Origin of the sequence: Sulfurimonas xiamenensis (genome assembly GCF_009258045.1) — a bacterium.
In the GTDB taxonomy this organism is placed as follows: domain Bacteria; phylum Campylobacterota; class Campylobacteria; order Campylobacterales; family Sulfurimonadaceae; genus Sulfurimonas; species Sulfurimonas xiamenensis.
Genome location: NZ_CP041166.1, coordinates 1,118,295 through 1,141,890, shown reverse-complemented (window position 1 = coordinate 1,141,890; position 23,596 = coordinate 1,118,295). Strand labels below are relative to the sequence as shown.

Annotated in this window: 22 protein-coding genes and 1 pseudogene; 13 read left to right on the top strand and 10 right to left on the bottom strand. The window is 33.7% G+C overall.

Translation table 11 applies throughout. The features are described 5' to 3' along the window. Window positions 1–3: 3 nt before the first annotated feature. Together FJR47_RS05765 and gatC are read right to left on the bottom strand one after the other, a co-directional pair. Window positions 4–1,086 (bottom strand): type IV pilus twitching motility protein PilT, encoded by a 1,083-nt coding sequence (locus FJR47_RS05765; RefSeq protein WP_152299496.1) that lies wholly within the window; start codon window positions 1,084–1,086, stop codon window positions 4–6. 58 nt (window positions 1,087–1,144) lie between these two features. Further along, complete coding sequence (gene gatC / locus FJR47_RS05760; RefSeq protein WP_152299495.1) at window positions 1,145–1,435, bottom strand: Asp-tRNA(Asn)/Glu-tRNA(Gln) amidotransferase subunit GatC; 291 nt, start codon at window positions 1,433–1,435, stop codon at window positions 1,145–1,147. A 127-nt stretch (window positions 1,436–1,562) separates the two neighbouring features. On the opposite strand from gatC, the gene FJR47_RS05755 reads away from it, so the two are divergent. The 9 genes from FJR47_RS05755 to FJR47_RS05715 all read left to right on the top strand — a co-directional run bounded on the left by FJR47_RS05755 (window position 1,563) and on the right by FJR47_RS05715 (window position 10,421). Continuing rightward, window positions 1,563–2,150, top strand: a complete 588-nt coding sequence (locus FJR47_RS05755) for a hypothetical protein (RefSeq protein ID WP_152299494.1) — start codon at window positions 1,563–1,565, stop codon at window positions 2,148–2,150. 4 nt (window positions 2,151–2,154) lie between these two features. Beyond that, on the top strand, window positions 2,155–3,150 hold the full coding sequence (locus tag FJR47_RS05750) for a hypothetical protein (RefSeq protein ID WP_152299493.1): 996 nt from the start codon (window positions 2,155–2,157) through the stop codon (window positions 3,148–3,150). A gap of 2 nt (window positions 3,151–3,152) precedes the next feature. Further along, on the top strand, window positions 3,153–3,980 hold the full coding sequence (locus FJR47_RS05745) for a tyrosine-type recombinase/integrase (RefSeq protein ID WP_152299492.1): 828 nt from the start codon (window positions 3,153–3,155) through the stop codon (window positions 3,978–3,980). Then, on the top strand, window positions 3,977–4,450 hold the full coding sequence (locus FJR47_RS05740; RefSeq protein WP_152299491.1) for an HD domain-containing protein: 474 nt from the start codon (window positions 3,977–3,979) through the stop codon (window positions 4,448–4,450). The genes FJR47_RS05745 and FJR47_RS05740 overlap by 4 nt, the downstream gene beginning before the upstream one ends. 58 nt (window positions 4,451–4,508) lie before the next feature. Then, window positions 4,509–5,015, top strand: a complete 507-nt coding sequence (locus FJR47_RS05735) for a hypothetical protein (RefSeq protein ID WP_152299490.1) — start codon at window positions 4,509–4,511, stop codon at window positions 5,013–5,015. 9 nt (window positions 5,016–5,024) lie between these two features. Then, window positions 5,025–5,738 (top strand): sulfite exporter TauE/SafE family protein, encoded by a 714-nt coding sequence (locus tag FJR47_RS05730; RefSeq protein ID WP_152299489.1) that lies wholly within the window; start codon window positions 5,025–5,027, stop codon window positions 5,736–5,738. Window positions 5,739–5,815: 77 nt separating this feature from the next. Continuing rightward, window positions 5,816–8,536: a DNA polymerase I gene (gene polA, locus FJR47_RS05725; RefSeq protein ID WP_152300294.1), complete on the top strand. Its 2,721-nt coding sequence runs from the start codon at window positions 5,816–5,818 to the stop codon at window positions 8,534–8,536. Window positions 8,537–8,542: 6 nt separating this feature from the next. Next, the gene (locus FJR47_RS05720) at window positions 8,543–9,742 is read left to right on the top strand and encodes a PAS domain-containing sensor histidine kinase (protein WP_152299488.1); all 1,200 of its coding nucleotides are present in this window, start codon (window positions 8,543–8,545) and stop codon (window positions 9,740–9,742) included. Window position 9,743: 1 nt separating this feature from the next. Beyond that, window positions 9,744–10,421, top strand: coding sequence for a response regulator transcription factor (locus FJR47_RS05715; protein ID WP_152299487.1), 678 nt, complete (start codon window positions 9,744–9,746; stop codon window positions 10,419–10,421). On the opposite strand, the gene FJR47_RS05710 is transcribed toward FJR47_RS05715, so the two are convergent. The 3 genes and pseudogenes from FJR47_RS05710 to FJR47_RS05695 form a co-directional block, all read right to left on the bottom strand. Continuing rightward, on the bottom strand, window positions 10,408–12,111 hold the full coding sequence (locus tag FJR47_RS05710) for a nitrite/sulfite reductase (RefSeq protein ID WP_152299486.1): 1,704 nt from the start codon (window positions 12,109–12,111) through the stop codon (window positions 10,408–10,410). The two genes, FJR47_RS05715 and FJR47_RS05710, sit on opposite strands and share 14 nt — an antisense overlap. A 45-nt stretch (window positions 12,112–12,156) precedes the next feature. Continuing rightward, the gene (locus FJR47_RS05705) at window positions 12,157–12,858 is read right to left on the bottom strand and encodes an anaerobic ribonucleoside-triphosphate reductase activating protein (protein WP_152299485.1); all 702 of its coding nucleotides are present in this window, start codon (window positions 12,856–12,858) and stop codon (window positions 12,157–12,159) included. Beyond that, a pseudogene (locus tag FJR47_RS05695) lies at window positions 12,827–15,088 on the bottom strand (ribonucleoside triphosphate reductase); the annotation flags it as partial. The pseudogene FJR47_RS05695 and the gene FJR47_RS05705, both read right to left, overlap by 32 nt. A gap of 203 nt (window positions 15,089–15,291) precedes the next feature. Between FJR47_RS05695 and FJR47_RS05690 the strand changes: the two are divergent. Then, a complete protein-coding gene (locus FJR47_RS05690) occupies window positions 15,292–15,843 on the top strand; it encodes a thiamine phosphate synthase (RefSeq protein WP_152299482.1) in 552 nt (183 codons plus the stop codon). On the opposite strand, the gene FJR47_RS05685 is transcribed toward FJR47_RS05690, so the two are convergent. Further along, window positions 15,827–17,095, bottom strand: coding sequence for a BaiN/RdsA family NAD(P)/FAD-dependent oxidoreductase (locus tag FJR47_RS05685; RefSeq protein WP_152299481.1), 1,269 nt, complete (start codon window positions 17,093–17,095; stop codon window positions 15,827–15,829). The genes FJR47_RS05690 and FJR47_RS05685 overlap by 17 nt on opposite strands. A 26-nt stretch (window positions 17,096–17,121) precedes the next feature. On the opposite strand from FJR47_RS05685, the gene FJR47_RS05680 reads away from it, so the two are divergent. Both FJR47_RS05680 and FJR47_RS05675 read left to right on the top strand, forming a co-directional pair. Then, window positions 17,122–17,793 carry a tRNA-uridine aminocarboxypropyltransferase gene (locus FJR47_RS05680; protein WP_152299480.1) on the top strand — a complete coding sequence of 224 codons (672 nt, stop codon included), beginning with the start codon at window positions 17,122–17,124 and terminating at the stop codon, window positions 17,791–17,793. A gap of 66 nt (window positions 17,794–17,859) precedes the next feature. Further along, entirely contained in the window at window positions 17,860–18,618 is a 759-nt protein-coding gene (locus FJR47_RS05675; protein ID WP_152299479.1) for a carbonic anhydrase, read from the top strand. A 31-nt stretch (window positions 18,619–18,649) separates the two neighbouring features. On the opposite strand, the gene FJR47_RS05670 is transcribed toward FJR47_RS05675, so the two are convergent. The 3 genes from FJR47_RS05670 to pgsA are packed head-to-tail and all read right to left on the bottom strand — an operon-like array spanning window position 18,650 to window position 20,931. Further along, window positions 18,650–19,324: a YggS family pyridoxal phosphate-dependent enzyme gene (locus FJR47_RS05670; RefSeq protein WP_152299478.1), complete on the bottom strand. Its 675-nt coding sequence runs from the start codon at window positions 19,322–19,324 to the stop codon at window positions 18,650–18,652. A 3-nt stretch (window positions 19,325–19,327) separates the two neighbouring features. After that, complete coding sequence (rseP, locus tag FJR47_RS05665; protein ID WP_152299477.1) at window positions 19,328–20,380, bottom strand: RIP metalloprotease RseP; 1,053 nt, start codon at window positions 20,378–20,380, stop codon at window positions 19,328–19,330. After that, window positions 20,380–20,931, bottom strand: a complete 552-nt coding sequence (pgsA, locus tag FJR47_RS05660; protein ID WP_152299476.1) for a CDP-diacylglycerol--glycerol-3-phosphate 3-phosphatidyltransferase — start codon at window positions 20,929–20,931, stop codon at window positions 20,380–20,382. Before pgsA ends, rseP begins: the two co-directional genes overlap by 1 nt. 133 nt (window positions 20,932–21,064) lie before the next feature. Here pgsA and FJR47_RS05655 point away from each other — a divergent pair, with 133 nt between their 5' ends. After that, window positions 21,065–22,309 (top strand): lysophospholipid acyltransferase family protein, encoded by a 1,245-nt coding sequence (locus tag FJR47_RS05655; protein WP_152299475.1) that lies wholly within the window; start codon window positions 21,065–21,067, stop codon window positions 22,307–22,309. Here the strand turns inward: FJR47_RS05655 and FJR47_RS05650 are convergent. Next, complete coding sequence (locus FJR47_RS05650) at window positions 22,290–23,561, bottom strand: MFS transporter (RefSeq protein ID WP_152299474.1); 1,272 nt, start codon at window positions 23,559–23,561, stop codon at window positions 22,290–22,292. The two genes, FJR47_RS05655 and FJR47_RS05650, sit on opposite strands and share 20 nt — an antisense overlap. Between the last annotated feature and the right edge of the window lie 35 nt (window positions 23,562–23,596).

Below are 23,596 nucleotides of genomic sequence, written 5' to 3'. Positions count from 1 at the left end.
TTTTTACATATTATTAATTATTTTTATAAACTCTTCAGGTCTGTTTGAAGCTGTGATTGCAGTCTCTTTTGTAATGACTTTCTTACGCAGAAGATTTAAGAGCTGGTCAGTTTGTGTAGTCATATTTGTTTCAGTTTGATTTAGCTGCATTTGAGAATAGATTTGGTGAACTTTATCCTCTCTTATAAGATTTTGAATAGCCGGATTTGATATAAGCACTTCTTGTGTGGCAACTATACCGCCGCTTATTCTTGGCATAAGAGATTGTGATATAACAGAGATAAGAGAAGATGCAAGTTGCGCTCTTACTTGTGCTTGTTCTCCGGATGGAAAAACATCGATAATACGGTTAATTGTTGAAGAGGCCGAGTTTGTATGAAGCGTAGCAAAAACAATATGACCTGTTTCAGCAGCAGTTAGCGCAGCTGCGATTGTCTCTTTATCCCTCATTTCCCCAATAAGAATAACATCGGGATCTTGTCTTAATGCAAATTTAAGTGCTGTTGCAAATGAGTTTGTATTTTGACCGACTTCTCGTTGAGAAAAGAGTGATTTTATATTTGTATGCATAAATTCAACAGGATCTTCAATTGTTATGATATGTTTGTTTTGTGTTAAATTGATTTCATGAAGCATTGAGGCCAAGGTAGTTGATTTACCGCTGCCGGTAGGTCCTGTTACAAGAATTAAACCTTTTTCTCTTTTAACAAGTTCTTTGAAAATCGGATTGTTATTAAATTTTTCAAGTGGCGGTATATCTAAAGGAATCATACGAAACGCACAAGCTATACCACCAATTGTTTGATAATAATTTGCACGAAAACGGCCAACATTTTCTAATTCAAAAGAGAAGTCAAGTTCATTTTTTTCTTCAAAAATTTTCTTTTGTTTATCTTCTATAAGAGCATAAGCCATTTTTTCTATTTCAGTAGCACTTAATACAGGAAGATTTAAAGGTTTAAGCGATTTATCAATTCTGATTTGCGGTTCACTTCCAGGAACAAGATGTAAATCTGAAGAATCAAAATGTAAAACACTCTTAAGCAGTTTCTTTATCTCTATTTGTTGATTTGTTTCATTGTCCATAACAATATTTCCTTTTTTCTATTAAATTAAAATTACACACTATCAATACAACAAACTGTTATTCAATTATCTTAGGAACAATAAAAAAGTGATCAGCACTTAAAGGTGCATTTTTAAGAATAGCATCATTTACTTGTTTATCGCATAAAGGTATATCTTCTCTTAGAAAAGTTGATTCATCATTCATAGCAAATTTATCATCAACATTATCTGTATTTAACTCACTTAAATTATCAACAAAACTCACAATTTCAGAGAGCTGCTCTACAATCTCAGCTCTTTTATCATCTGAAATTTTTAAAAAAGATAATTTTTCCAATCTTGTTAATAGTGCATCATCTACTTGCATATAACAACCTTTGCATATTAATTTGCAAATATTGTAGCAAAAAAAATCTATCTATTTGATGAAACTTTAACAAAGTATACGATATTATTTTGAACTTTTTAATAATTATGTAAAAGAAGGATTTTTTTTGAGCTTACAAGAGAATATAAAGATGGTAAAAGAGGAATTAAACTCTGAAGAAAAGTTTTTTGAAAAAGCGGTAATGACTGAGAGATTTATTAAAAAATATAAAAAATTGATGATAGCTTCAGTAATTACAGTAGTAGTAATTGTTGGTGCAAATATAGCATATACTGCTAATAAAGAGAGTAAAATTGAAGCTGCTAATATTGCATTTTTTAATCTTCAAGCAGATCCAAACAATAGTGCTGCACTTAATGAACTCAAAGAATTGAGTCCAAATTTACATGATGTATGGATTTATTCTCAAGCAATTGCAAATAAAGATTTTCAAACAATTAAAAGTTTGAAAAATTCAAAAACATTGATTGTAAGTGATTTGGTAAAATATGAATTAGCGCAAGATCCTGCTTCTCTTGAAAATTATGCTTCAAAACAAGATGTTATATATAAAGATTTGGCACTGGTTCAGGCTGCCGTGATGCTTATCAAGGAAAATAAAATCAATGAAGCTAAAAACAAACTCTTAAAAGTTTCAAAAGAGTCTTCTTTAAAAAACATAGTGGCAGCTCTTATGCACTATGGAATAGAGTGATACTTTGAAAATTTTATTTTATATTTTATTACTTTTTACGGTTATTGTTTTTAGTGCATGCAGCTCTAAAGAGGTATATAAGCCGGTTTTTGTTCAAGATGATTGGAAACACTTTGGGGATAGTAATGTAACAATCAATGATATTTCAGCTAATGCTGCATTGGTAGAAAATCACAAAGTATTGGTAGATAAAAAAGTTATAGATATAAAGATTCCAAAAACCCATAAACTTTTAGGCTACAGTGACGGCTGGATTCTTAGTTCTAGCATTGATGGAAATTTAACACTTGTATATGCTGCTGATAGAAATATGACAGAAGAGTTTGATCTAAAGAGAACTATAGCAACGGCAAGCGTAAAGAATGATCTTTTGGCTGTACTATTTTCAAACAATGAGATGGCTCTTTACTCTATAGCAAGTAAGTCTTTGTTGTTAAAAGAGCAGGGTGAAGCACCAATAGTTGTTAATTCAAAAATTGTAAAACCTTATTTTAAAGATGATTTGGTTATTTTTTCAACTCTTGATGGAAAAATAGTTATTATTAACTCAAAAGAAAAGAAAAAACTAAGAAGTGTAATAGTCAGTAGTGAGAAGCACTTTAATAATGTTATATATTTTAATCTTATAGATAATAAAATTATTGCGGCAACAGGACATAAAATACTTTCATTGTCACAAAAAGAGATCAGATCGGCTTATGATATAAGAAATATTGTAGCTGATGATAAAAGCATATATTTGGCTACGAAACAGGGGGAGATAATCTCATTAACTTCAGATCTTCAGCAAAACGCAAAATTAAAGTTTCCGTTTGCTCATTTTTTAGGGATGATAATAAGCGGTGACAAGCTCTATGTTTTGGAAAAAGAGGGATATATTATTGAAATTACAAAAGATTTATTAAAATACACAGTATACGAAGTTGATATAGATGACGGTTATGTCTATATAGATGATAAAATATTTTTTGTGGATAATAAATATATTTCGGTAGAGTAATAATGTCAAATGAGCTGGAAGCTTTTATAGAGTATGTAAGTATCATAAAGGCTCTTAGCAAAAAAAGTGTTGGGGCATATAAAAGTGATTTAATGGCTCTTGAAGAAACTCTTCGTAAGCCGCTTATAACATTAGATTCAAATTCTCTTTTAAATGCTCTTAGTATTTATAAAAACAAAAGAACTTTAAATAGAAAGTTATCTTCTGTAAATGCTTTTTTTGATTTTTGTTATAAAAATCAATTTTCAACAGAGAAAACAAAATTTAAGTTTTCAAAAATTCCAAAACTTCTTCCAAAATTTCTTTCATACGAAGAGATACAAAATTCATTAAACCAAATAGACAGAAGCACTTTTTTAGGTCTTCGTGATTACGCGCTGATACTTTTTTTATATGCATCGGGAACCAGAATAAGTGAGTGTTTGGCTTTAAGAAGAGAAGATATTGATGGTGAATGGCTTCATATAAGACATGCTAAAGGCGAAAAAGAGCGTATGGTTCCAATAGCAAAAGTCGCTATAATGGCTATAGAAAATTATTTAAACGAGAAGAAAAAAGATACTTTGTTTATTTGGTCTAATTATAAAGGTGAGAAACTTAGCCGTATATCAGCATATAAAATAACTCAAAAATATTTAGGAGTATCTCCGCATGTGCTGCGTCACTCTTATGCAACATCGCTTATAACCGGAGGAGCTGATTTGAGAGTAGTTCAAGAGCTGTTGGGGCATGCATCTCTTTTGACTACACAGATTTACACACATATACAAAAACAGAATTTAAAAGAGACGGTTCAGGTTTGTCATCCTATGTCAAAAGAGCAAAAATGAACAAAGTAAATAATAGTTTTTTTTCCAGAGCATTTTTGGAATCACTCTTCTTTGTTCAAAATAAATGGCATCAACATGGAGTTTTGATTCATACGCTTCGAGTTACATACTATATATTAAAAACTAGAAATTTTAAATTTTTTGCTGCCGGACTTTTGCATGATATTGGAAAACCTTTTGTTGCTTATAAAAAAGATGAAGAGGATATAAAATTTGGTGAATATAGTTTTACTGATCATGAAGAGAAAAGTTACAATATAATAAAAAATTGGTTTTTTATCAGTGATTACACTAAACTTATAGTTCGTTATCACTATCTTATAAGGGATTTGCAAAAGAGCAAAAAAGAGGATTTGCCCAGATATAGAAAGAAAAAAAAGATATGGGACTCTTTAAATCCAAAAATTAAAAAAGATTTAGCTAAATTTATCAAATTTGATGATTTAGGCAAAGGAAAGAAAAGAAGATAATTTAAGCATAAATATGGCAAAATTAACATTAAGTTTAATTTATTTTAAGGTTAAGACAATGATAAAAAAATTTATTCCTTTTTTAATAGTAATAGTTGCAGTTATACTGATTGTATCGCTCTTTTTATTTTTAGCATCATCAAAAAGAATGATTGTTGTGTATGAGGGAAATATAAAGCAGCTGCCAGTCAAGATGCAAGAAGGGTTTTATCAAGATAGTGAATGTGGTATGGTTATAGAAGATTTGCGCGATGCTTCACAGGTGGTTATTAAAAACGGCAAATGTTGGTTTTTTCATGATCACGGTGGATTTGTAAAATGGCTAGAGGATAAAGAGTTTAAAGATAGTGCAAAAATTTGGGTTATGAGCAGAGACACTAAAGAGTGGGTAGATGCAAGAAAAGCTTATTTTTCTCTAACAGATGATACACCAATGGGATATGGCTTTGGTGCTTATGAAAAAGCTGTTGATGGATATATAAATTTTGATACAATGCGTTTACGAGTTCTAAGAGGTGAAACTTTGCGTAATCCTCATATAAAAAAACAGCTTTTGGGAGATTGACAACTTAATATGGAAACAGTAAATATTATGAGCATTATAAGTATTGCATTTTTAGGCTCTTTTGGTCATTGTATTGGAATGTGCGGTGGTATTGTTTTAGCATATACAACAATTAAAATTGATCCAAAAAGTTCTAAAGTTTCACAAAGTACAGCTCATCTTCTTTACTCATTAGGCAGAGTTTTTACATATTCAGTTCTTGGCGCAATATTTGGAGCATTGGGCGGTGTTGTCACATTTAACAACACTGCAAATGGAATGATGCTTATAATCGCTGGAGTTGCAATGATCCTTGCCGGGTTATCTTTAATGGGAAAAATAAAATTTTTAACACTTGTAGAACACTCATTTTCATCATCATCCATTTATAAAAACGCATTTAAAAAGGTGTTAAGCTCCCAGTCAAATTTTAGTTTTTTTGTTCTTGGTATGTTAAATGGTCTTTTGCCATGCGGATTTGTATACTTTTTTGCTATAACTGCAGCAAGTACTGCAGATCCATTTTATGGTGCTTTAGTTATGGCTATATTTGGATTAAGTACTATTCCTGCTATGTTTTCTCTTGGTTTTTTGGCATCTCTCTCAAGTGCAACAAACTTTAGAAATATAATGATGAGTCTCTCCTCTTTTGCGGTTATTCTTTATGGTTTATATACGGTTTATGACGGATATGATTATATAGTCAGGGCAGATAAAACATTGACAGAGTGTCACACTCAATAAACTTTTTGTATATCTTGCTATAATAAGCGTTAAAAAAGGTATCAGGTTTGAAAAGTTCAATAGTTGATAATAAAAAAATAAGTAAAACAGTTACGGTAATTGATACTTTTGGTTTTTTCTTTCGTAGTTTTTATGCACTTCCGCAATATCTAAAAAACAGAGATGGATTCCCAACAGGACTTTTAACAGGTTTTATAAACTTTATCTCTACGCTTCAAAAACAGCATGACAGTGATTATCTGATTTTTGCCATTGATTCTGTAGGACCGACATTTAGAAATGAAATAGATTCAAATTATAAAGCACATCGTAAAGCTCCTCCTGAGGAGTTGACTATGCAGCTTCCAATCGCAATAGAGTGGATAGATAAGATGGGGTATAAAACTCTTGGTAAAGTTGGATATGAAGCTGATGATATGATAGCAACTATTGTACACTTTGCTAAAGAGAAAAACTACAATGTTAGAGTAGTTTCTCATGATAAAGATCTTTTTCAGCTTATAGATGACGGCAAGGTTGTTTTAGTAGATCCTATTAAGAAAAAGGTTATGGATGAGGAGGGCTGCTTAGATAAATACGGCATCACTCCCAAACAATTTATAGATTATCAAGCAATTCTTGGTGATTCGGCTGATAATATACCTGGTGTCAAGGGTATAGGAAAAATTGGAGCACAGAAGCTTTTAGCGGAGTATGGAAGCTTAGATAATATTTACGCAAACATAGAGAATATTAAACCGCCAGGTCTTCAAAAAAAACTTATTGAATCTAAGTATGCTGCATATATGTCAAAAAAACTTGTAACTCTTAAACACGATGTTCTTGAGAATTTTGATTTTGAAGAGTATAAAATGGATGTAGAACACCCTTTTTTAAACATATATGATGAGCTTGTAAAATATGAGCAAAACGGTATTTTAAGAACTCTGCATGCTAAAAATATGGTTAGTCATGAAACACATCAAGAAGCAGTTAAAAAAATAGAAAAAGAGATACAAAACTCCAAAAAACTAGATTTTAAAACTATACTATTAACAAATGCAAAAGAGTTAGATAGGATTTTGAGTTTTATTGACAAAGATACAATTATTGCTTTTGATACGGAAACAACGGGTCTTGATTATGAAAATGACTCTTTGGTCGGTTTTAGCTTCAGTTTTAACAATACAGAATCCTATTATGTTCCAGTCGCTCACTTTTATCTTGGCGTACCTGAACAGATAAGCAGAGATGATGCTGCAAAAGCTATAAGAAAAATATTTGATTCAAAAGTGGTTGGACATAACATAAAATTTGATCTGCATTTTGTAAGCAGATTTTTAAATGATGATAGTTTATCTATCTTTGCCGATTCTATGATACTTGCTTGGTTAGTAAATCCTGAAAACGCTCTCTCTCTTGATAAATTAGCGGATAAACTTTTGAATCATAAAATGATTTCTTATAAAGATACTGTTAAAAAAGGTGAAACTTTTGCTGCGGTTGAGCTTGAAGATGCATGTAGGTATGCTGCTGAGGATGCTATTGTTACGCTAAAACTCTATCGTCTGCTTTTAAAAGAGTTAGAGCTTCAAAATGCTGCGCATCTTATTCAAGAGGCTCTAGAGGTTGAATTTCCTTTTATAAAAACACTGCTAAAGATGGAGAAAGAGGGCATAGAGGTAAACAGCTCCTTTTTAGAGCAGTTTCTTGTTGAGGTAAAAGATACTTTAAACCGTTTAACAAAAGATATTTATAAATTGGCAGGAAGAGAGTTTAACATCAATTCAACACAGCAGCTAGGTGTTATACTTTTTGAAGAACTTGAGCTTCCGACTGGAAAAAAAACAAAAACAGGCTACTCAACAAATGAGCAGGTTTTAAACTCTTTAAAAGATGAACATAAAATTATCTCTTATCTTTTAGAGTATCGTGAAGTTTATAAGCTCTCTTCAACATATATAGAGCCTTTGCTAAAACTAAGCCATGAAGATAAAAAGAGTCGTATTCATACATCTTTTGTTCAAACAGGAACAGCGACAGGACGATTAAGTTCAAAAAATCCAAATCTTCAAAATATACCTACAAGAACAGAGCTCGGAACAAAGATAAGAGAAGCTTTTGTTGCAGGCAAAAGTAAAAAACTTATAGGGATAGACTACTCCCAGATAGAACTTAGACTATTGGCTCATTTTTCGCAGGACAAAGTTTTGATTGATGCATTTAACCATGACAGAGATATTCATATGCAGACAGCGATAGCTCTATTTGGCGAAGAAGAGGCATCTGAGAAAAGAAATATTGCAAAAACTGTAAATTTTGGTCTGCTTTATGGCATGGGGCAAAAAAAACTATCAGATACACTTGGTATAACTACAAAAGAAGCAAAAGAGATAATAGAAAAATATTTCAACAGTTTTCCTACTGTTAGAGCATATTTTCGCTCAATTGTAGATTTTTCAAAAGAGTTTGGATATATTGAAACAATATTAAAACGCCGTAGATATTTTGATTATGAAAATGCTTCCCAGATGTTAAAAGCTGCTTATGAGAGAGAGTCTGTAAACAGTGTATTTCAAGGAAGTGTCTCTGATATTATAAAATTAAGTATGAATAAAATCCATAAAACAATTGTAGATGAGGATTTAAAGGCTAAGATGCTTTTGCAAATTCATGATGAACTTATTTTTGAAGTAGATGAAGCTGAAGCTGAAGTTTTAGGAGAGAGATTTAAAGAGATAATGGAGAGTATCACTGAGTTAAAAATTCCATTAAAAGCCAGTTTAAACATCGGTGACAACTGGAGTGAGTTAAAGTAGTGTTCTATGCTAAAACAGTATAAAGAAGCTATAGAAAAAAGCAATATTATTTCTAAGACAGATATAAATGGAGTTATAACCTTTGTCAATGATGAATTTTGCAATATAAGCGGTTATACAAAAAATGAACTGATAGGACAAAATCATAATATTATCAGACATCCAGATGTTGAGGATAAAATATATAAACTTTTATGGGAAACAATAAAGTATAAAAAAGTATATAAAGATACTCTGAAAAATTTAGCTAAAGATGGCTCTACATTTTATGTAAACACTACAATCATTCCTATTTTAGATAAAAATGAGAATATTATCGAATATGTAGCAATACGCTATGATACAACCAAAGAAATAGTTTTAAGAGAAGAACTTCAAAAAAAAGAGATAGAGTATGAAGAGTTAAATAAGAGTCTTGAAAAGATAGTAGAAGAGAAGACAAGAGAGTTAAAAGAGTTAAATCAGACACTTGAAGAGCGTGTACAAGATGAAATAGCAAAAAATGAGGAGAGACAGCGTGTTATGTTTTGGCAATCACGACATGCAAGTCTTGGTCAAATGCTTGCAAATATAGCTCATCAATGGAGACAACCGCTTACTGAGCTTAGTCTGGCAATGTTTAACATAAAAAAAGCTTTTCAAAATAATAGTGAAGACGGTGTGTCAAAATTTTATACTGAGAGTAAACATATTATTAGAAATATGTCAGAAACAATAGATGATTTTACAAACTTTTTTAATCCTCATAAAGAAAAACACTATTTTAATATTAGTGACAGCATAAGAGAGTCTCTTGTACTTTTAGAAAGCATTATAGATGATGAGATGATAACTGTTAAAACATATTTTGAAGATATAGAAGTTCTTGGTATTACAAATGAGCTTACTCAAGTCATAATAAATTTAGTCAATAATTCAAAAGATGCATTTATATACAATAGTATTCTTTTAAGAGAAATAAGTATAATTACTAAAAAAGAGAATAATTTTGCAGTAATAGAGGTGCAGGATAATGCCGGCGGAATAGCAAAAGAGAATTTAGAAAAGATTTTTGAACCCTATTTTACTACAAAACATAAAAGCCGCGGTACCGGGTTAGGGTTGTTTATGTCAAGGATGATCTGTGAGCAGGGATTAAACGGCACACTTGATGTAAAAACTAAAAAGTATACAACAACATTTAGCATAAAAATTCCACTGGATTAAAATGAAAAACAGATCACTAAAAGATATTAAAGTTTTATTTGTAGAAGATGAGGAAAATCTTGCAAGGCTTTTAAAAGAGGCTATTGGTGATAATTTTCATAGTTTTATACTCGCTACAGACGGCATTAACGGTATAGAGCTTTTTAAAAAAACAAAGCCTGATATTGTTATAACAGATATTATGATGCCTCGCCTTTCGGGGTTAGACATGGCAAAAGAGTTAAAACGGATTAATCCAAAGATACCCATTATAATACTTAGTGCTTTTAGTGAAAAAGAGAAGTTATTTAGTGCTATTGATATAGGAATTACAAAATATTTTTTAAAGCCATTTGATATAGATGAACTACTAGATTATATCAGCAGCATTGCTCCAAGACTTAGCACTAAACTGGTAAATTTAAATGAAGGTTTTGTATTTAATAAAACTACAAACTCTCTCTATAAAAATGAGAGATTCGTTCCTCTTTCAAAAAATGAAACAAAGTTTTTATGGCTATTGTTAGATAATCAAAACAGAGTAGTAGACGACAGTATAATCAAAGAAGAGTTATGGGGTGAAAATGTCAGTGATGAGAGAGTAAGAACTTTTATAAGACGCTTTAGAGCAAAGACCTCAAAAAAATTGATAAAAAATGTAAAAGGAGTTGGTTATCAACTCTCTTTTAGCGAAAATTAGTTCTTTGAATTTTCGGTTTGTAGTGAGGGTCTTCTCCCTCTACTGTCCAAAGTTTTTTAGATAAATAACTAACAGCGTCAAAAAAACTATTATCTACATATTGCCAAAAATCCAAATCTTCAAACTCTTCTTTAAGCAGCTTTTTTTCATATTCAAAATTTTGCATATTTTCTAGTTTTGGCAGTAATATATAGCTATTTGTTTCAAGATTTGCAAGAATCCATAAAGATAAAAAATCTTCAGAGTAGTGAATTAAAATATCATTTGCATACTCTTCAAAATTTGTATATCCACTTTTTTCAAAAAGGTCTATAATAAGTGAGAGTACTTTATGTAGATGAACAAAAGGAACCATTGAAAAGAGCTGCCTGCTGACTGATTTTCCATCTGAATGCAGAGCTCCAAGAAAAACTCTAGCTCCTCCTTCTGTGTCTCCGAAATTATTTGTTTTTAATCCGATAAGACCTATATCAGTATGTCTATGTCTTCCGCAACCTTTAGCACAACCAGAGAAGCCGACTTGTATGCGATATTTATTTATCTTTTCTAAGGGAAGATAGCTTGTTTCATCCTTGATACTCCAAACAGCGTAGGGGCAAAGATTACCCGCACATGCAATTATGGTTTCACTAAGGGCAGGAGAGTTAAGAGTGGTTGAGGGCTCTTTTAAACCGATAATATAGATGTTTTGATCTATACCAAATCTAATTTCTGCACTATTTTTTGTTGCATATAGAGCAATCTCTTTTATCTCGTCAGCTGTAAGTCTTGAAAAATCAGTTTGATAGCAAAAGCCAAATCTTTTATCTTTGAGTTTATGAAATTTAGAGAACTCTTTTTTTTCTAGTATAAGTTCTCCTTCACCCTGAAAATCTTTTTTGTACTCTTTTTGGATAAAAGCTTTCAAACCATCCATTCCAATATCTTCAATCATATGAAAAATACGGGTTTTAGCTCTAGAAAAGCGGGAGCCGTGAAGATAGAATGCTTCAATAAAAGCTTTAAAAAAATCAAATACTTCATTTTTTTGCAAAAAGATATCGGCACTTTGTGCTACTTCTGTATTTTTACCGCCCATATAGACATTAAAACCTAACTGATTCTCTTTTTTTGCGAGTGCAAAATAGATGTCATTTGCAAAAAAAGAGGTAACATTTGCACGATTGCCTGATATTCCTACTGATATACGGCGAGGAAGCATACCTACATAGCGAGGATTTTTTACAATATAATCCTGCATTTGCAATACAATAGGATAAACTTCTATCTCAGAATATATCCCGCAGCCATCATACGGGTCTGTCACTATATTTCTAACATTGTCACCAAAACTCTGCCATGTAGAAACGCCAAGAGCATTTATGCGTTTATGAATTTCTAAAACATTATCAGCTTCTATGTCATGAAGCTGTATTCCGCCTCTTGCAGTTAAAATAATCGTTAAATCATACTCTTCTACTATATCTGCTATTTTTTGAAATTGTTCAGTGCTGATTCTGCCGCCTGGAACACGAATGCGCAGAGTAAATTCATCTTCTAAAAAATCGGTATTAAATATTCCGAAATCTTGAAGATAAAATCTATCTCCCTCTCCAAGATTTTCAAAATCTATATTTTCAAAATCTTTATAATAATCTATTGGTTTTAATTGAGCTTTATAGCGCTCTCTCTTGTTTAGTTTATTTTCCATATCTGTATTTTAGCTAATAATGAAAATAAATTCTATGTATATTTATTATCTATAAACGATATTGATATCATTTTGTAAAAGTGATCTGTCAAATTTAGATTTTGGAGTTTGAAGATTTCCAATATTAGAACCTGTATCTAAAAATTCTTGAATAAAGTAGCTGTTTTTATAACCGCGTTTTTTTAAATCATCTATAATTTTATTAATATCATCAGTATTTAATAAATCATTATGAATAGTAGTTCTGGCTTCAAATGGCAATTTGCTTTTTATCAAAAAATCAAGAGTTTTAGAAAATTCATCATATCTGTTAGAGTGTGTTATTTGTGTAAATTTTGTTTCTGGAGCTTTGTAGTCAAGTGCCACATAATCCAAAAGATTTAGTGCAACAAGCTCTTTTACAATTAAAAAATTTGTTCCGTTAGTATCTAATTTTATTTTAAATCCAAGTTGTTTTATCTTGCGGCAAAATGGGATTAAATCATGTGTTGTGGCTTCACCGCCAGATAAAACAACTGCTTCAAGCAGACCAACTCTTGTTTTTAAAAAATCGAGGATATTTTCATAACTGTACTTGCCGTTTTTGGCAAAAACTATATCTTTGTTGTAGCAGTAATCACATCGCATATTACACCCACTAAACCACACTATACAAGATAGGTGGTCTGGATAATCCAAGTGGGTGAATGATGTTAAATCATATATAACCTTAGCACTCAGCGAATTGTTTTCTCTGTTTGTGCTCACCAGTTTTCCCTACATTAAAACTCTCAACAGGTCTGTGATAACCCATAACTCTTGTGTAAACGATACACTTTTGTCTTTTGTCTTTTAACATAGCTAAAGCTTCATTTTTACTCATTTTTTTTCACCTCCTTTATTAAGATGCGACTGTGATTTCGCTTAAAAGCTCTTCATCACATTTCGGACAATACTCATGTTCTCCTGGAATATATCCATGTTTAGGACAAACAGAGAATAACGGAGTTACTGTAATGTAAGGCAGTCTATAGTTAGAAATTACATTTTTAACCAGTTTTCTACAAGCTTCTGTTGAACTTATAGCCTCTTTCATATAGAGGTGAAGTACCGTTCCTCCCGTATATTTACACTGTAAATCATCTTGTAAATCCAAAGCTTTAAACGGGTCATCTGTTAAATCAACAGGAATTTGAGATGAGTTTGTATAGTAGATGTTTTCTCCCATGCCTGCTTGAATAATAGAATCCCCGTATCGTTTTTTATCCTCTTTAGCAAATCTATAAGTTGTTCCTTCAGCAGGAGTTGCTTCTAGATTGTAAAGATTTCCTGTTTCTTCTTGAAATTCAACCATTCTGTCACGGATATGTTCAAGAAGTTCAATAGCAAACTCTTCTCCACGCTTGTCTGCTATATCATAGCTGTCGCTTGTGAAATTTCTAATCATCTCATTCATACCATTAACACCAATGGTTGAGAAGTGATTTCTAAATCCTGGCAAGTAGCGTTTAGTATATGGGAAAAGACCTCTATCATACATATCTTGGATAAATACTCGCTTCTTCTCAAGTGTAGATTTTGCCATTTCCATAAGTTCGTCTAAGCGTTTATAAAGAGCTTCTTTATCACCTTTGTAGAGAAAACCTAAACGGGCCATATTGATAGTAACAACACCGATTGAACCAGTCATCTCAGCTGAGCCGAATAAGCCGCCGCCACGCTTGAGAAGCTCACGCAAATCTAACTGCAAGCGGCAGCACATTGAACGAACATGCCCTGGTTTGTATGCTTCAGGATTCTCTACTAAGTTTCCATTCTCATCTCTTTTGAATTGTGAACCGATAAAATTTTGAAAGTATGACGAACCTACTTTTGCAGTGTTTTCAAACAAAATATCTGTATTTTCGCCATACCAGTCAAAGTCCTCAGTAATGTTTACTGTCGGAATCGGAAATGTAAAGGGCTGACCTGTCAAGTCACCCTCAGTCATAATTTCGTAGTAGGCTTTGTTAATGAGATTCATCTCTGTTTGAAAATGTTTGTATGTCATCTCTTCAAGAGATTTTGCACCTCTGTGTTTTGCCTCTTCTTCAAGTTCGCTGTCAAGAAGATCTTTAAAAAGATGCTGCTGATTTGATGTCGGTGTTTGGTCTTTTAAGTCAGCAGGAACTGTCCAGTCTATCGTAATATTTGTAAATGGCGATTGACCCCAGCGTGCAGGTACATTTAAGTTGTACACAAAACTTCTAACAGCTTTTTTAATGTCATAAAAAGAGAGTTTATCTTTAAATGCATAAGGTGCCAGATATGTATCAAAAGAACTAAATGCCTGTGCACCCGCCCATTCACTTTGCAAGATACCTAAGAAGTTTGCCATTTGACCCAGTGCTTCACGAAAATGTTTAGGCGCACCGCTTTCAACTCTTCCTCTGACTCCGTTAAAACCTTCATCAAGCAATACTCTTAAACTCCAGCCTGCACAATATCCAGTAAGACAGTCGAGGTCGTGGATATGGTAGTCACCATTGCGATGAGCATACCCTTCCTCTTTTGAATATATTTTATCAAGCCAGTAGTTTGCGATTACTTTACCTGCGGTGTTATTGACAAGACCTGCATTAGAGTAACCGGTGTTTGAATTGGCCTTTATGCGCCAATCTGTTCCGCCAATATACTCTTCTATAGTTTGAGTAGAGCTGATGTATGTCGTATCTTCATCGAGCATATGCTCTCTTTGCATTTTATGAGTATGGCGATAAACCATAAAAGATTTCATAACATCATAATATCTAGCTTTATAAAGCTCTTTTTCGATTAAATCTTGTACATCTTCAACAGCAACGACTCTTCTTGTCTTCAAGTCGTCAAGAACATTGAAAAATACAGAACTATCATAAGTAATATTTTGAGACTTGAAAGCTTTTTTGACAGCATCTTCAATTTTAAAAGGTAAAAATTCTTTATATGTGCCATCTCTTTTTAAAATATTTTCAACCATGATAGCTCCTCTTTAAAATAATTTACGCAGTTTATAAGATAAGAAGTTAAAAACTTATAATAAAATATGTCACTTTTGCGTCACTAAAAGCTCTATTAATTGTCACAGGGTATAATTTTAATATAGTAAAAAAAGTAAAAAAATTTTAAAAATTTGATATAACTGTTTCAGTGATAAAAATTATAAAATATATGAGAGAAACAATGAAAAAATATCTTATAACTTCCAAAGAATTTTATACAAATAATTCAGAAAGTTTTTGTTCAATTTTACAAAAACAGTTTAAAAAACACAAGCCGCATTATGCTCTTTACAGAGATAAACTAAATAAAAATTATGACAAACAGGCTGCGGATTTCGTAAAAACTTGTTCAGAATTTGAAAATATTAAAAGTTTTATACATCAAAATACAAAACTGGCAAAGGAGTTAAATGCAACAGGCATTCATCTTACTTCTACCCAGTTTGAAGAGATTGAAAGTGCTAAAGAATTGGGACTGGAAGTTATTGTTAGCACGCATACTTATATGGAAGTTTTACAGGCTCAAAAACTTGGTGCTGATGCAGTTACATACAGCCCTATATTTTCTTCTCCGGGAAAAGGTGAACCAAAAGGGATAGATGATTTAAAAAAGCTTTTAAATATATGTGATATAAAAGTTTTTGCCCTTGGAGGTATTGTAGAAAAGGCGCAAATAGATCTTATTGCCAAAACAAAAGCGTATGGTTTTGCTTCAATTAGATATTTTCAATAAAGGTATTTTTACTAAAACTTGCACCTGCAAGATAGCCGCTTGCAAAGCTCCATTGGAGATTATAGCCTCCACATGGACCGTCAAGATTTAAGATTTCTCCGCAAAAGTATAATCCATCTACTATTTTGCTTTGCATTGTTTTTGGGTTTATCTCTCTTAAATCAACTCCGCCGCGGGTTATCATAGCCATCTTAAAGCCTTCATGCCCTATAACTGTCAGCGGTGTCCAGGCAAGAAGATTTATAAGTTTTGCTCTTTGTTCTCCTGCTATTTTTTTGTATGATAAATGAGCTTCTACTCCTGCCAGTTTGCAGATTTCATTTGAAAGCTCAAGAGGGAGAAGAGTGTTTACAAGTTCAAGTATAGTTAAGTGTGGAGCTTTTGAAAACAGTTCTTTTAAATACTTTGTTATTTGCTCTTCATTCATCCCTTTTGTGAAGTTTAGCAAAATTGGCACTTCGCCGTATTTTTCTAAAAGCGGGGTTAAATCTCTTGCCGCGTCAAGCACGACCGGACCGCGTATACCGTTTTTTGTAAAAATAAGATCTCCGTATACCTTTATTTTGCTCTGTTTTTTCATATCAACTTTAAGTTCAACTTTGGCTATTGTGTCAGCTCTGCAATTTTTAACCCACTTCTCTTTTGTATAAAGCGGCATCATAGCCGGGTACAGCTGGGTAACTTTGTGCCCAAGCTCTTGTGCCATTTTATATCCATCTCCATCAGCTCCGAGAGTAGGGTATCCAAGCCCGCCAGTTGCTACAATGACTCTTTTTGTGTTAAAAATATTATTTGTAGTTTGAATACCGCTTATTTGATTATTTATAACTAAAAGCTTTTCGACTCTTTGCGATACCAAAACCTCTACACCGACTCTTTGCATCTCATCTATAAGAGCAGATATGATTGTTGATGAGTTGTGCGAGGTTGGAAAAACCCTAAAACCATCAGGCGCATGAGTATCCACTCCTATCTCTTTAAAAAAGTTTATAAGTGTTTTATAATCAAACTCTTTTAAAGCATCTTGCATAAAGCGGCCGTTACGCCCAAATTTTGACATGAACTCTTCATTGTTCAGAGTGTTTGTCAGGTTACAGCGTCCGCCTCCTGTAGCTTTTAGTTTTGAGGCTATTTGGGGCAGTTTTTCTAAAAGTAAAACTTTATCATTCAATCTTGCTGCAGTTATTGCTGCAATTATTCCCGCCGCACCGGCACCGACAACTATAAGGTCATATCTCTGTTTTAATTTCATAGCGCAATTTTAGTATAATTCGCTTTATGAAAACATATTATGGTGATAGAGAGAAGTGTTATAGTTGTTACAGACCCAAAAGTTCATGCATGTGCGGATATGTTAATCCTATAGAGACAAAGACAAAGTTTGTAATACTTATGCATCCAAAAGAGTTTAAAAAAGTAAAAAACGGTACGGGGCATTTAACTCACCTGTCTCTTAAAAACTCAGAACTTTTTGTTGGCATTGATTTTACAAACAATGGTGCTATAAATGAGATAATCTCAACATATCAAAGTTATATACTTTATCCATCAAAAGATGCCATTAATATAAGTGTGAAAAGCATAGATTTTGAAAAAAATATTGATAATACAAAAGATATGGCAATATTTATTATAGATTCGACTTGGGCATGTTCGCTTAAGATGATAAGAGAGTCTAAAAATTTGCAAAATATAAAACATATAAGTTTTGAAACATCAAGAGTTTCACAGTTTAAGATAAAAGAGCAGCCTGCTGAGTACTGTTTATCAACAATAGAGTCAACTTTAATAGTTTTGGAACTTTTGAAAAAATGGGAGATTGAGAGTCTCCATAAAGATGATTTAGATAAATTTTTAAATCCATTTTATAAAATGATTGATTATCAAATAGAGTGTATAGAAAATTCATTTAGAAATGCAGTAAGATATAGAGAAAAAAATATTAATTAATTATATTGTTTTAAATTTTAATGATATAATTTATAAATAAAAATTTCTTATAATAAAGGTTCATAAATGAAACTATGTAAAGTTCTAGGAAGCAGTATAGCGGCTCTACTTTTAAGTACAGCTCTTTTAGCATCAGAGGGAGCAGCTCACTGGGGATATACTGGACACGAAGGTCCTGAGAACTGGGGCACTCTCTCTGCTGATTACAGTATGTGTAAAGATGGTAAAAGCCAATCTCCTATCAATATTACTTCAGAAGTAACAGTTGAAGCAGAGAATATGCAGAAGATCGGGTTTGACTATAAGACAGGTATATCATCTGTGATAAACAACGGTCATACTATTCAGGTTAATTTTGATGCGGGAAGCAGTATTACTGTAGATAGTATCAAGTTTCCGCTTATTCAGTTCCATTTTCACACACCAAGTGAGAATCAGATAGACGGCAAAGAGTTCCCTCTTGAAGGTCACTTTGTTCATGCAACAAAAGATGGCTCTTTAGCGGTTGTAGGGTTGATGTTCGAAGACGGAGCAGAAAATCCGTTTCTAAAAAAAGTGTGGGCTAAAATGCCTAAGAAAGCTGGTGGCAAAGAGTCTTTGAGTATCTCTGCGGATGAAGTAAATGCGCTTTTGCCAGAAGATAAAGATTACTACAGATTTAACGGTTCATTAACTACTCCGCCGTGCAGCGAGGGTGTAAGATGGCTTGTTCTTAAAAACTACTCGACTATCTCTAAAGAGCAGACAAAAGAGTTTTTAGATACTTTCCATCATGCTAACAATAGACCTATCCAGCCTATCAACGCTAGAAAAGTAATAGAGTAGAAGTTGATAACTCTCCTCTTAAGGGGGAGAGTTACTTATTAAACATTATTGAGCCGAGACGAACCATATTTGACCCGCACTCGATAGCCAGCTCAAAATCCCCGCTCATCCCCATAGAACAGATCGTAGCACCATCTAACTGCTTATAGATATCATAAGTAGTCTCAAAACTCTTCTTAACTACCGCTCTGTTATCACTATGCGCGCCGATGCTCATAACGCCTCTTAAGTGGATATTTGGACACTCTTTTTTTATCTGGTTGTAAATTGCAACCGCATCTTCTGGTATTACGCCGTGTTTGGACTCCTCTTTTGCAGAGTTTATCTGAAGAAGCGCCTCCAGTGTCATCTCTCTTGCTTCAAGTTTCTTTTGCAGCTCATGTGCAAGCTCTAGCGAATCAAGTCCATGAAAAAGAGCAGGGTTGATGTCCAGAAGGTTGTTTATCTTGTTTTTTTGCAGATTTCCTACAAAGTGCCACTCCAGCGGCAGGTCTTCAAGCTCACTGCTTTTTGCTCTTAGATCTTGAACTTTGTTCTCCCCAAAAGCTCTTTGACCAATTCTATATAATTTTTCTATCTCTTTGGTTGTAGAGTATTTGCTAATTGCAACAATTTTAATAATCTGATATTCGCTAAATTTAACTCTTGCAGACTCAACCCGTCTGATAATATCATCTATATAAATTTTGTATTCTTCGTCATTCATTTTTTATCCTATTAGTCTATTTATATCGTTGTAAATTCCAAGCCCCATAAGTGAAAAGAGAATTACCCATCCTGCAATAGTCAGCTTTATCATAATCTCTTCGCTTACCTCTCTTCTAAGTATAAGCTCATAAAGATTAAACATTATATGCCCGCCGTCAAGTGCCGGAATGGGAAGCAGATTTAAAACGCCAAGATTTACAGATATAAGAGCAGCAAAAAAAAGAACACTCATCCAGCCCGCATCTGTCGCGTCGGAAGTAAGTTTTACTATAGATATAACACCTCCAAGCTCTTTTGCCGGCACTTCTCCGACAATGAGTTTTTTAAGTCCTGTAAAAATAAGAGTCGATGCTTGAATGGTTTGATCAGTTGCATAGGAGAGTGTTTCGCCTGGGTTCAATTCAAGTTTATGAGAAACTCCTGCACTGCCGATTCCAATCATCTTCTTCTCAATCACTTCGTTAAACATATTTGTTGTCTGCGTGATTTTTGGCATAAGTGTTATAAAGTGAATATATCCTGCTCTCTCAAGTTCTATATTTAAAGAACCTTCTGATTTTTCAATAATTTCTGCCATCTCTTTCCATGTAGTGATTTCTACGCCGTTAATGGAACGAATGGTGTCATTTGTTTCTAATCCTGCAACAAAAGCGGGAGAATCTTTTACAACTTCGCCAATTACAGGTGAAAGAATATTTGGTCCGCCTAAAGCTATTATAAAGTAGAGAAAAAATGCTAAAACAAAGTTTGCAAGAGGACCTGCTAGAAGAATAAATATCTTTTGAGATGGTGTTTTTACATTGTAACTGTCTATATCATAACTTTTTTTAGAGGGATCACTATCATCTTGTCCTTTCATTTTGACATAACCGCCAAGAGGAAAAAGTGCTAATTTCCATTCAGTGCCCCATTTATGAAAAGAAGCTATTTTTCGTCCAAAACCAATACTGAAAGTTTCAATATAAACACCCATCGCGCGGGCTGCAAAATAGTGTCCTAATTCATGAAAAAATATAAGTGCAGATAGAACTAAAAGAGATACTATAAAACTCATTACTTTTTAACTCCCAAGAGTGCTCTTCTAAACTCCCAAAGATATTCAAAGCCTGAGTAGAGCGTGAGCACGACTGCCAACCAGAGAAGTTCACTTCCAAGGGGCCAGTGCATAAGCAAAAATCCGATGGCAATCATCTGTACAACGGTTTTTACCTTTCCTGCCCATGATGCTTTTACGCTTAACCCCTCACTTACGGCTACGGTGCGGATTCCGGTTATAAAAAGCTCGCGGATGATGATAATGTAGATAGCCCATGCATTTGCTTCTCCTATCATCATAAGCCCTAAAAATGCGGCAATTATAAGCATCTTATCAGCAAGAGGATCAATAATGGCACCAAGCATTGTCATCTGGTTCCACTCTCTTGCGATGTAACCGTCAAAAAAGTCCGTAACACTTGCCAGCACAAAAAGAAGCGAAGCAAAGTAGTAGTTCCATGTTATATGGTAACCATTGTCAGTAAAATAGTCGGGATTCAAAATAACCCAAAACATAAACGGTGCTAAAAAAATGCGTGAAAACGCTAGTATATTAGGAAGATTTAACAAAAATTACCTTATTTATTTATTGGTGTATTTTAACTTTTTGGCTCTTAATTTAGGCTTGATATTATAATTATGCTTGACAATAGATTTGCATCTTGGATACTATAGATTTAAAAATTTAGAATTAAGAGAAAAGATGGATTTACATAAAATAGAGGAGAAGATATTATCTTATACTTCGTTTATTGATGAGATTGGAGTAATTATATTTAATGGTTATCCTTTTGCATTTGTTTATCCTGATTTTAATGCTTTAAAAGAAGCAAAAATTATAAATATAGAAGATGAGATAAAATGGTATGCAATTGAGCTTTACAATATGAAAGCTCTTGAGCAAGAGAAGGTAAAGGGCTATAAAATTTTAACAAAACCGCTTGTAAAGACAAAATCAGGCGAGATTGACAAGACGGTGCTTAAAGAATTTCTTGTATCAGATAAAAACGATAATATTTCAACTCAAGATGAACCCAGTGATGAGGTATATAAAATTTTAAAATCATATATAGCAACTTTGACTAAAAAAGAGATCTTGCCATCTTCTCATCTCGAACTTGACCTTGAACTTGATTCGCTTAATTATGTAGAGCTTTTTGTTTTTATTGAAGAGAGTTTTGGAGTAAAAATAGATGAAGCTGCTTTCTCAAAAATTATGAAACTTGAGTCACTCTATAGTTACATAAAAGTCAATGCAAAAAAGATAGGAGTTGTCAAACCAGAATGGGATGAACTGCTAAGAGAGCAAAGCAGTGAAAAACTAGTATACTCTCCTTTTATTATGTCTCTATATAAGACTCTTCTTTATCCGTTTTTTAGGTTATATTTTCGTTTTGAAGTCAGAGGGATTGAAAATATTTCATCAAAGGCATGCATAATAGCGCCTTCACATCAGAGTATGCTTGACGGATTTTTTATAGAGTCCGCATTGCCGTACAAAACTTTAAAAAAAACCTTTTTTCTGGCATATAAACAGGTCTTTGGTACAAAACTCTTAAAGCCTATTGCAAAACATGGACAGACCATCTTGATAGATGCAAACGAAAACCTTAAAGAGACGATGATCTACTGCGCACTTCCTATAAGAAGCGGAAATAATCTAGTTATTTTTCCTGAGGGGGCTAGAACAAGAGATAGAGAACTTTTGGAGTTTAGACCATACTTTGCTATGCTCTCTAAAACATTTAAGACACCCATCATCCCAGTTGTAATTGACGGCAGTTTTGAAGCACTTAGAGCAGGAATGCTTTTCCCAAGACCAAGAAAAATAAGGGTGACATTTTTAGAGCCTATAGAGCCGCACTCTATGGAGTATGGCGAGATAGTAAAGAGAGTTAGAGATGCTATAGAGCGCGAGCTTAAACGCTCTAGAGAAGAGCATCTTTGAGCTCTTTTTCTCCTTTTTTCTCATCTACGAAGTAGAGCAGAATTGCGCCTATAATAAACAAAATAGAGATAGAGGCGATAGATACTCTTGAGTTTTGGGATACAAGTGCTACAATGGCTATAAGAAGAGGTCCGAAAATCGCCGCAAATTTGCCTATAAAGTTGTAAAAACCGAAAAACTCGGCGGAGTATCCCTCTGGAATCATCCTTGAGTAGTATGAGCGGCTAAGTGCCTGAATACCGCCTTGAACAAGAGCGATCATCACTGCAAGCATATAAAATTCCCAAACCTCCATCATCTGAGCCGCCCATATAATTATAAATAGATAGATAGCGATGGCAAGATAAATCGCACCCTTTGTGCCCATGATCTCAGATATTTTAGTAAAGAGAAGCGTTGCGGGAAATCCGACAAACTGAACAAGTAAAAGAGCTAAAATAAGGTTTGAAGAGTCAAATCCAAGCGCCATTCCGTAATCTACCGCCATCCTGATAATTGTATCTACGCCGTCTATGTAGAGCCAGTAGGCTACTAAAAAGAGGGATAGATGTCTAAGCTGCCTGATCTTAGAGAAAGTTTTTTTTAGTCGTAAATATCCATCTTTTAGTTTTGTCGTTGCAGCTGCGTTGGTGCTTTTGTCCTCCTTTACGAACAGAAGGAGGGGGATGGAGAAGAACGCCCACCAGAGCGCGACACTTACGAATGATGCTTTTATGGCAGCGGCTTGGTTTTCAAACCCAAAAAATTCAAAATCCTGAAACATCCAGACATTTATGCTAAAGAGTACTCCCCCGCCGAGATAGCCGAGCGAAAAGCCAAGCCCCGAGACAAAATCGACACTTTTTTTGGTTGAGACGGATTTTAAAAGCCCGTCATAAAATATGTTTGAGCCCATAAAACCTATATTGCCTAGAATATATATAAAAAGTGCCGCCTGCCACTCTCCTACTCCAACAAGAGAGAGCATTGCGCTCATCAATATGCCGAGATAAGCAAATAGGAAAAGATATCTTTTTTTAAGAGAGTGAACATCCGCAATAGAGCCCAGGAGCGGAGCGATAAACACGATTACAAGGCTCGATATTGAGCTGGCAATCCCAAGATGGGCGGTACTAGTGGTAACCGCTACATCTGCACTGTAGTATGATTTGAAAAAGAGTGGGAAAAAGCCTGCCATAACGGTTGTTGCGTATGCAGAGTTCGCCCAGTCGTAAAGTGCCCACGAGTAGATGGTTTTTTTACTCTCTTGCATAGATGCCGCCTCTTTTAATTTCGCACCAATTTTAC

Excerpts from the sequence above, each read along its gene's own strand:
- FJR47_RS05735 (WP_152299490.1), top strand. The coding sequence starts at position 4,509 with ATGATAAAAAAATTTATTCCTTTTTTAATAGTAATAGTTGCAGTTATA.
- FJR47_RS05670 (WP_152299478.1), bottom strand. The coding sequence starts at position 19,324 with ATGAATGACGAAGAATACAAAATTTATATAGATGATATTATCAGACGG.
- FJR47_RS05680 (WP_152299480.1), top strand. The coding sequence starts at position 17,122 with ATGAAAACATATTATGGTGATAGAGAGAAGTGTTATAGTTGTTACAGA.
- FJR47_RS05715 (WP_152299487.1), top strand. The coding sequence starts at position 9,744 with ATGAAAAACAGATCACTAAAAGATATTAAAGTTTTATTTGTAGAAGAT.
- gatC (WP_152299495.1), bottom strand. The coding sequence starts at position 1,435 with ATGCAAGTAGATGATGCACTATTAACAAGATTGGAAAAATTATCTTTT.
- FJR47_RS05650 (WP_152299474.1), bottom strand. The coding sequence starts at position 23,561 with ATGCAAGAGAGTAAAAAAACCATCTACTCGTGGGCACTTTACGACTGG.
- FJR47_RS05740 (WP_152299491.1), top strand. The coding sequence starts at position 3,977 with ATGAACAAAGTAAATAATAGTTTTTTTTCCAGAGCATTTTTGGAATCA.
- FJR47_RS05675 (WP_152299479.1), top strand. The coding sequence starts at position 17,860 with ATGAAACTATGTAAAGTTCTAGGAAGCAGTATAGCGGCTCTACTTTTA.
- FJR47_RS05685 (WP_152299481.1), bottom strand. The coding sequence starts at position 17,095 with ATGAAATTAAAACAGAGATATGACCTTATAGTTGTCGGTGCCGGTGCG.
- FJR47_RS05710 (WP_152299486.1), bottom strand. The coding sequence starts at position 12,111 with ATGGAAAATAAACTAAACAAGAGAGAGCGCTATAAAGCTCAATTAAAA.
- FJR47_RS05730 (WP_152299489.1), top strand. The coding sequence starts at position 5,025 with ATGGAAACAGTAAATATTATGAGCATTATAAGTATTGCATTTTTAGGC.
- FJR47_RS05720 (WP_152299488.1), top strand. The coding sequence starts at position 8,543 with ATGCTAAAACAGTATAAAGAAGCTATAGAAAAAAGCAATATTATTTCT.
- FJR47_RS05690 (WP_152299482.1), top strand. The coding sequence starts at position 15,292 with ATGAAAAAATATCTTATAACTTCCAAAGAATTTTATACAAATAATTCA.
- FJR47_RS05655 (WP_152299475.1), top strand. The coding sequence starts at position 21,065 with ATGGATTTACATAAAATAGAGGAGAAGATATTATCTTATACTTCGTTT.
- FJR47_RS05765 (WP_152299496.1), bottom strand. The coding sequence starts at position 1,086 with ATGGACAATGAAACAAATCAACAAATAGAGATAAAGAAACTGCTTAAG.
- rseP (WP_152299477.1), bottom strand. The coding sequence starts at position 20,380 with ATGAGTTTTATAGTATCTCTTTTAGTTCTATCTGCACTTATATTTTTT.
- FJR47_RS05745 (WP_152299492.1), top strand. The coding sequence starts at position 3,153 with ATGTCAAATGAGCTGGAAGCTTTTATAGAGTATGTAAGTATCATAAAG.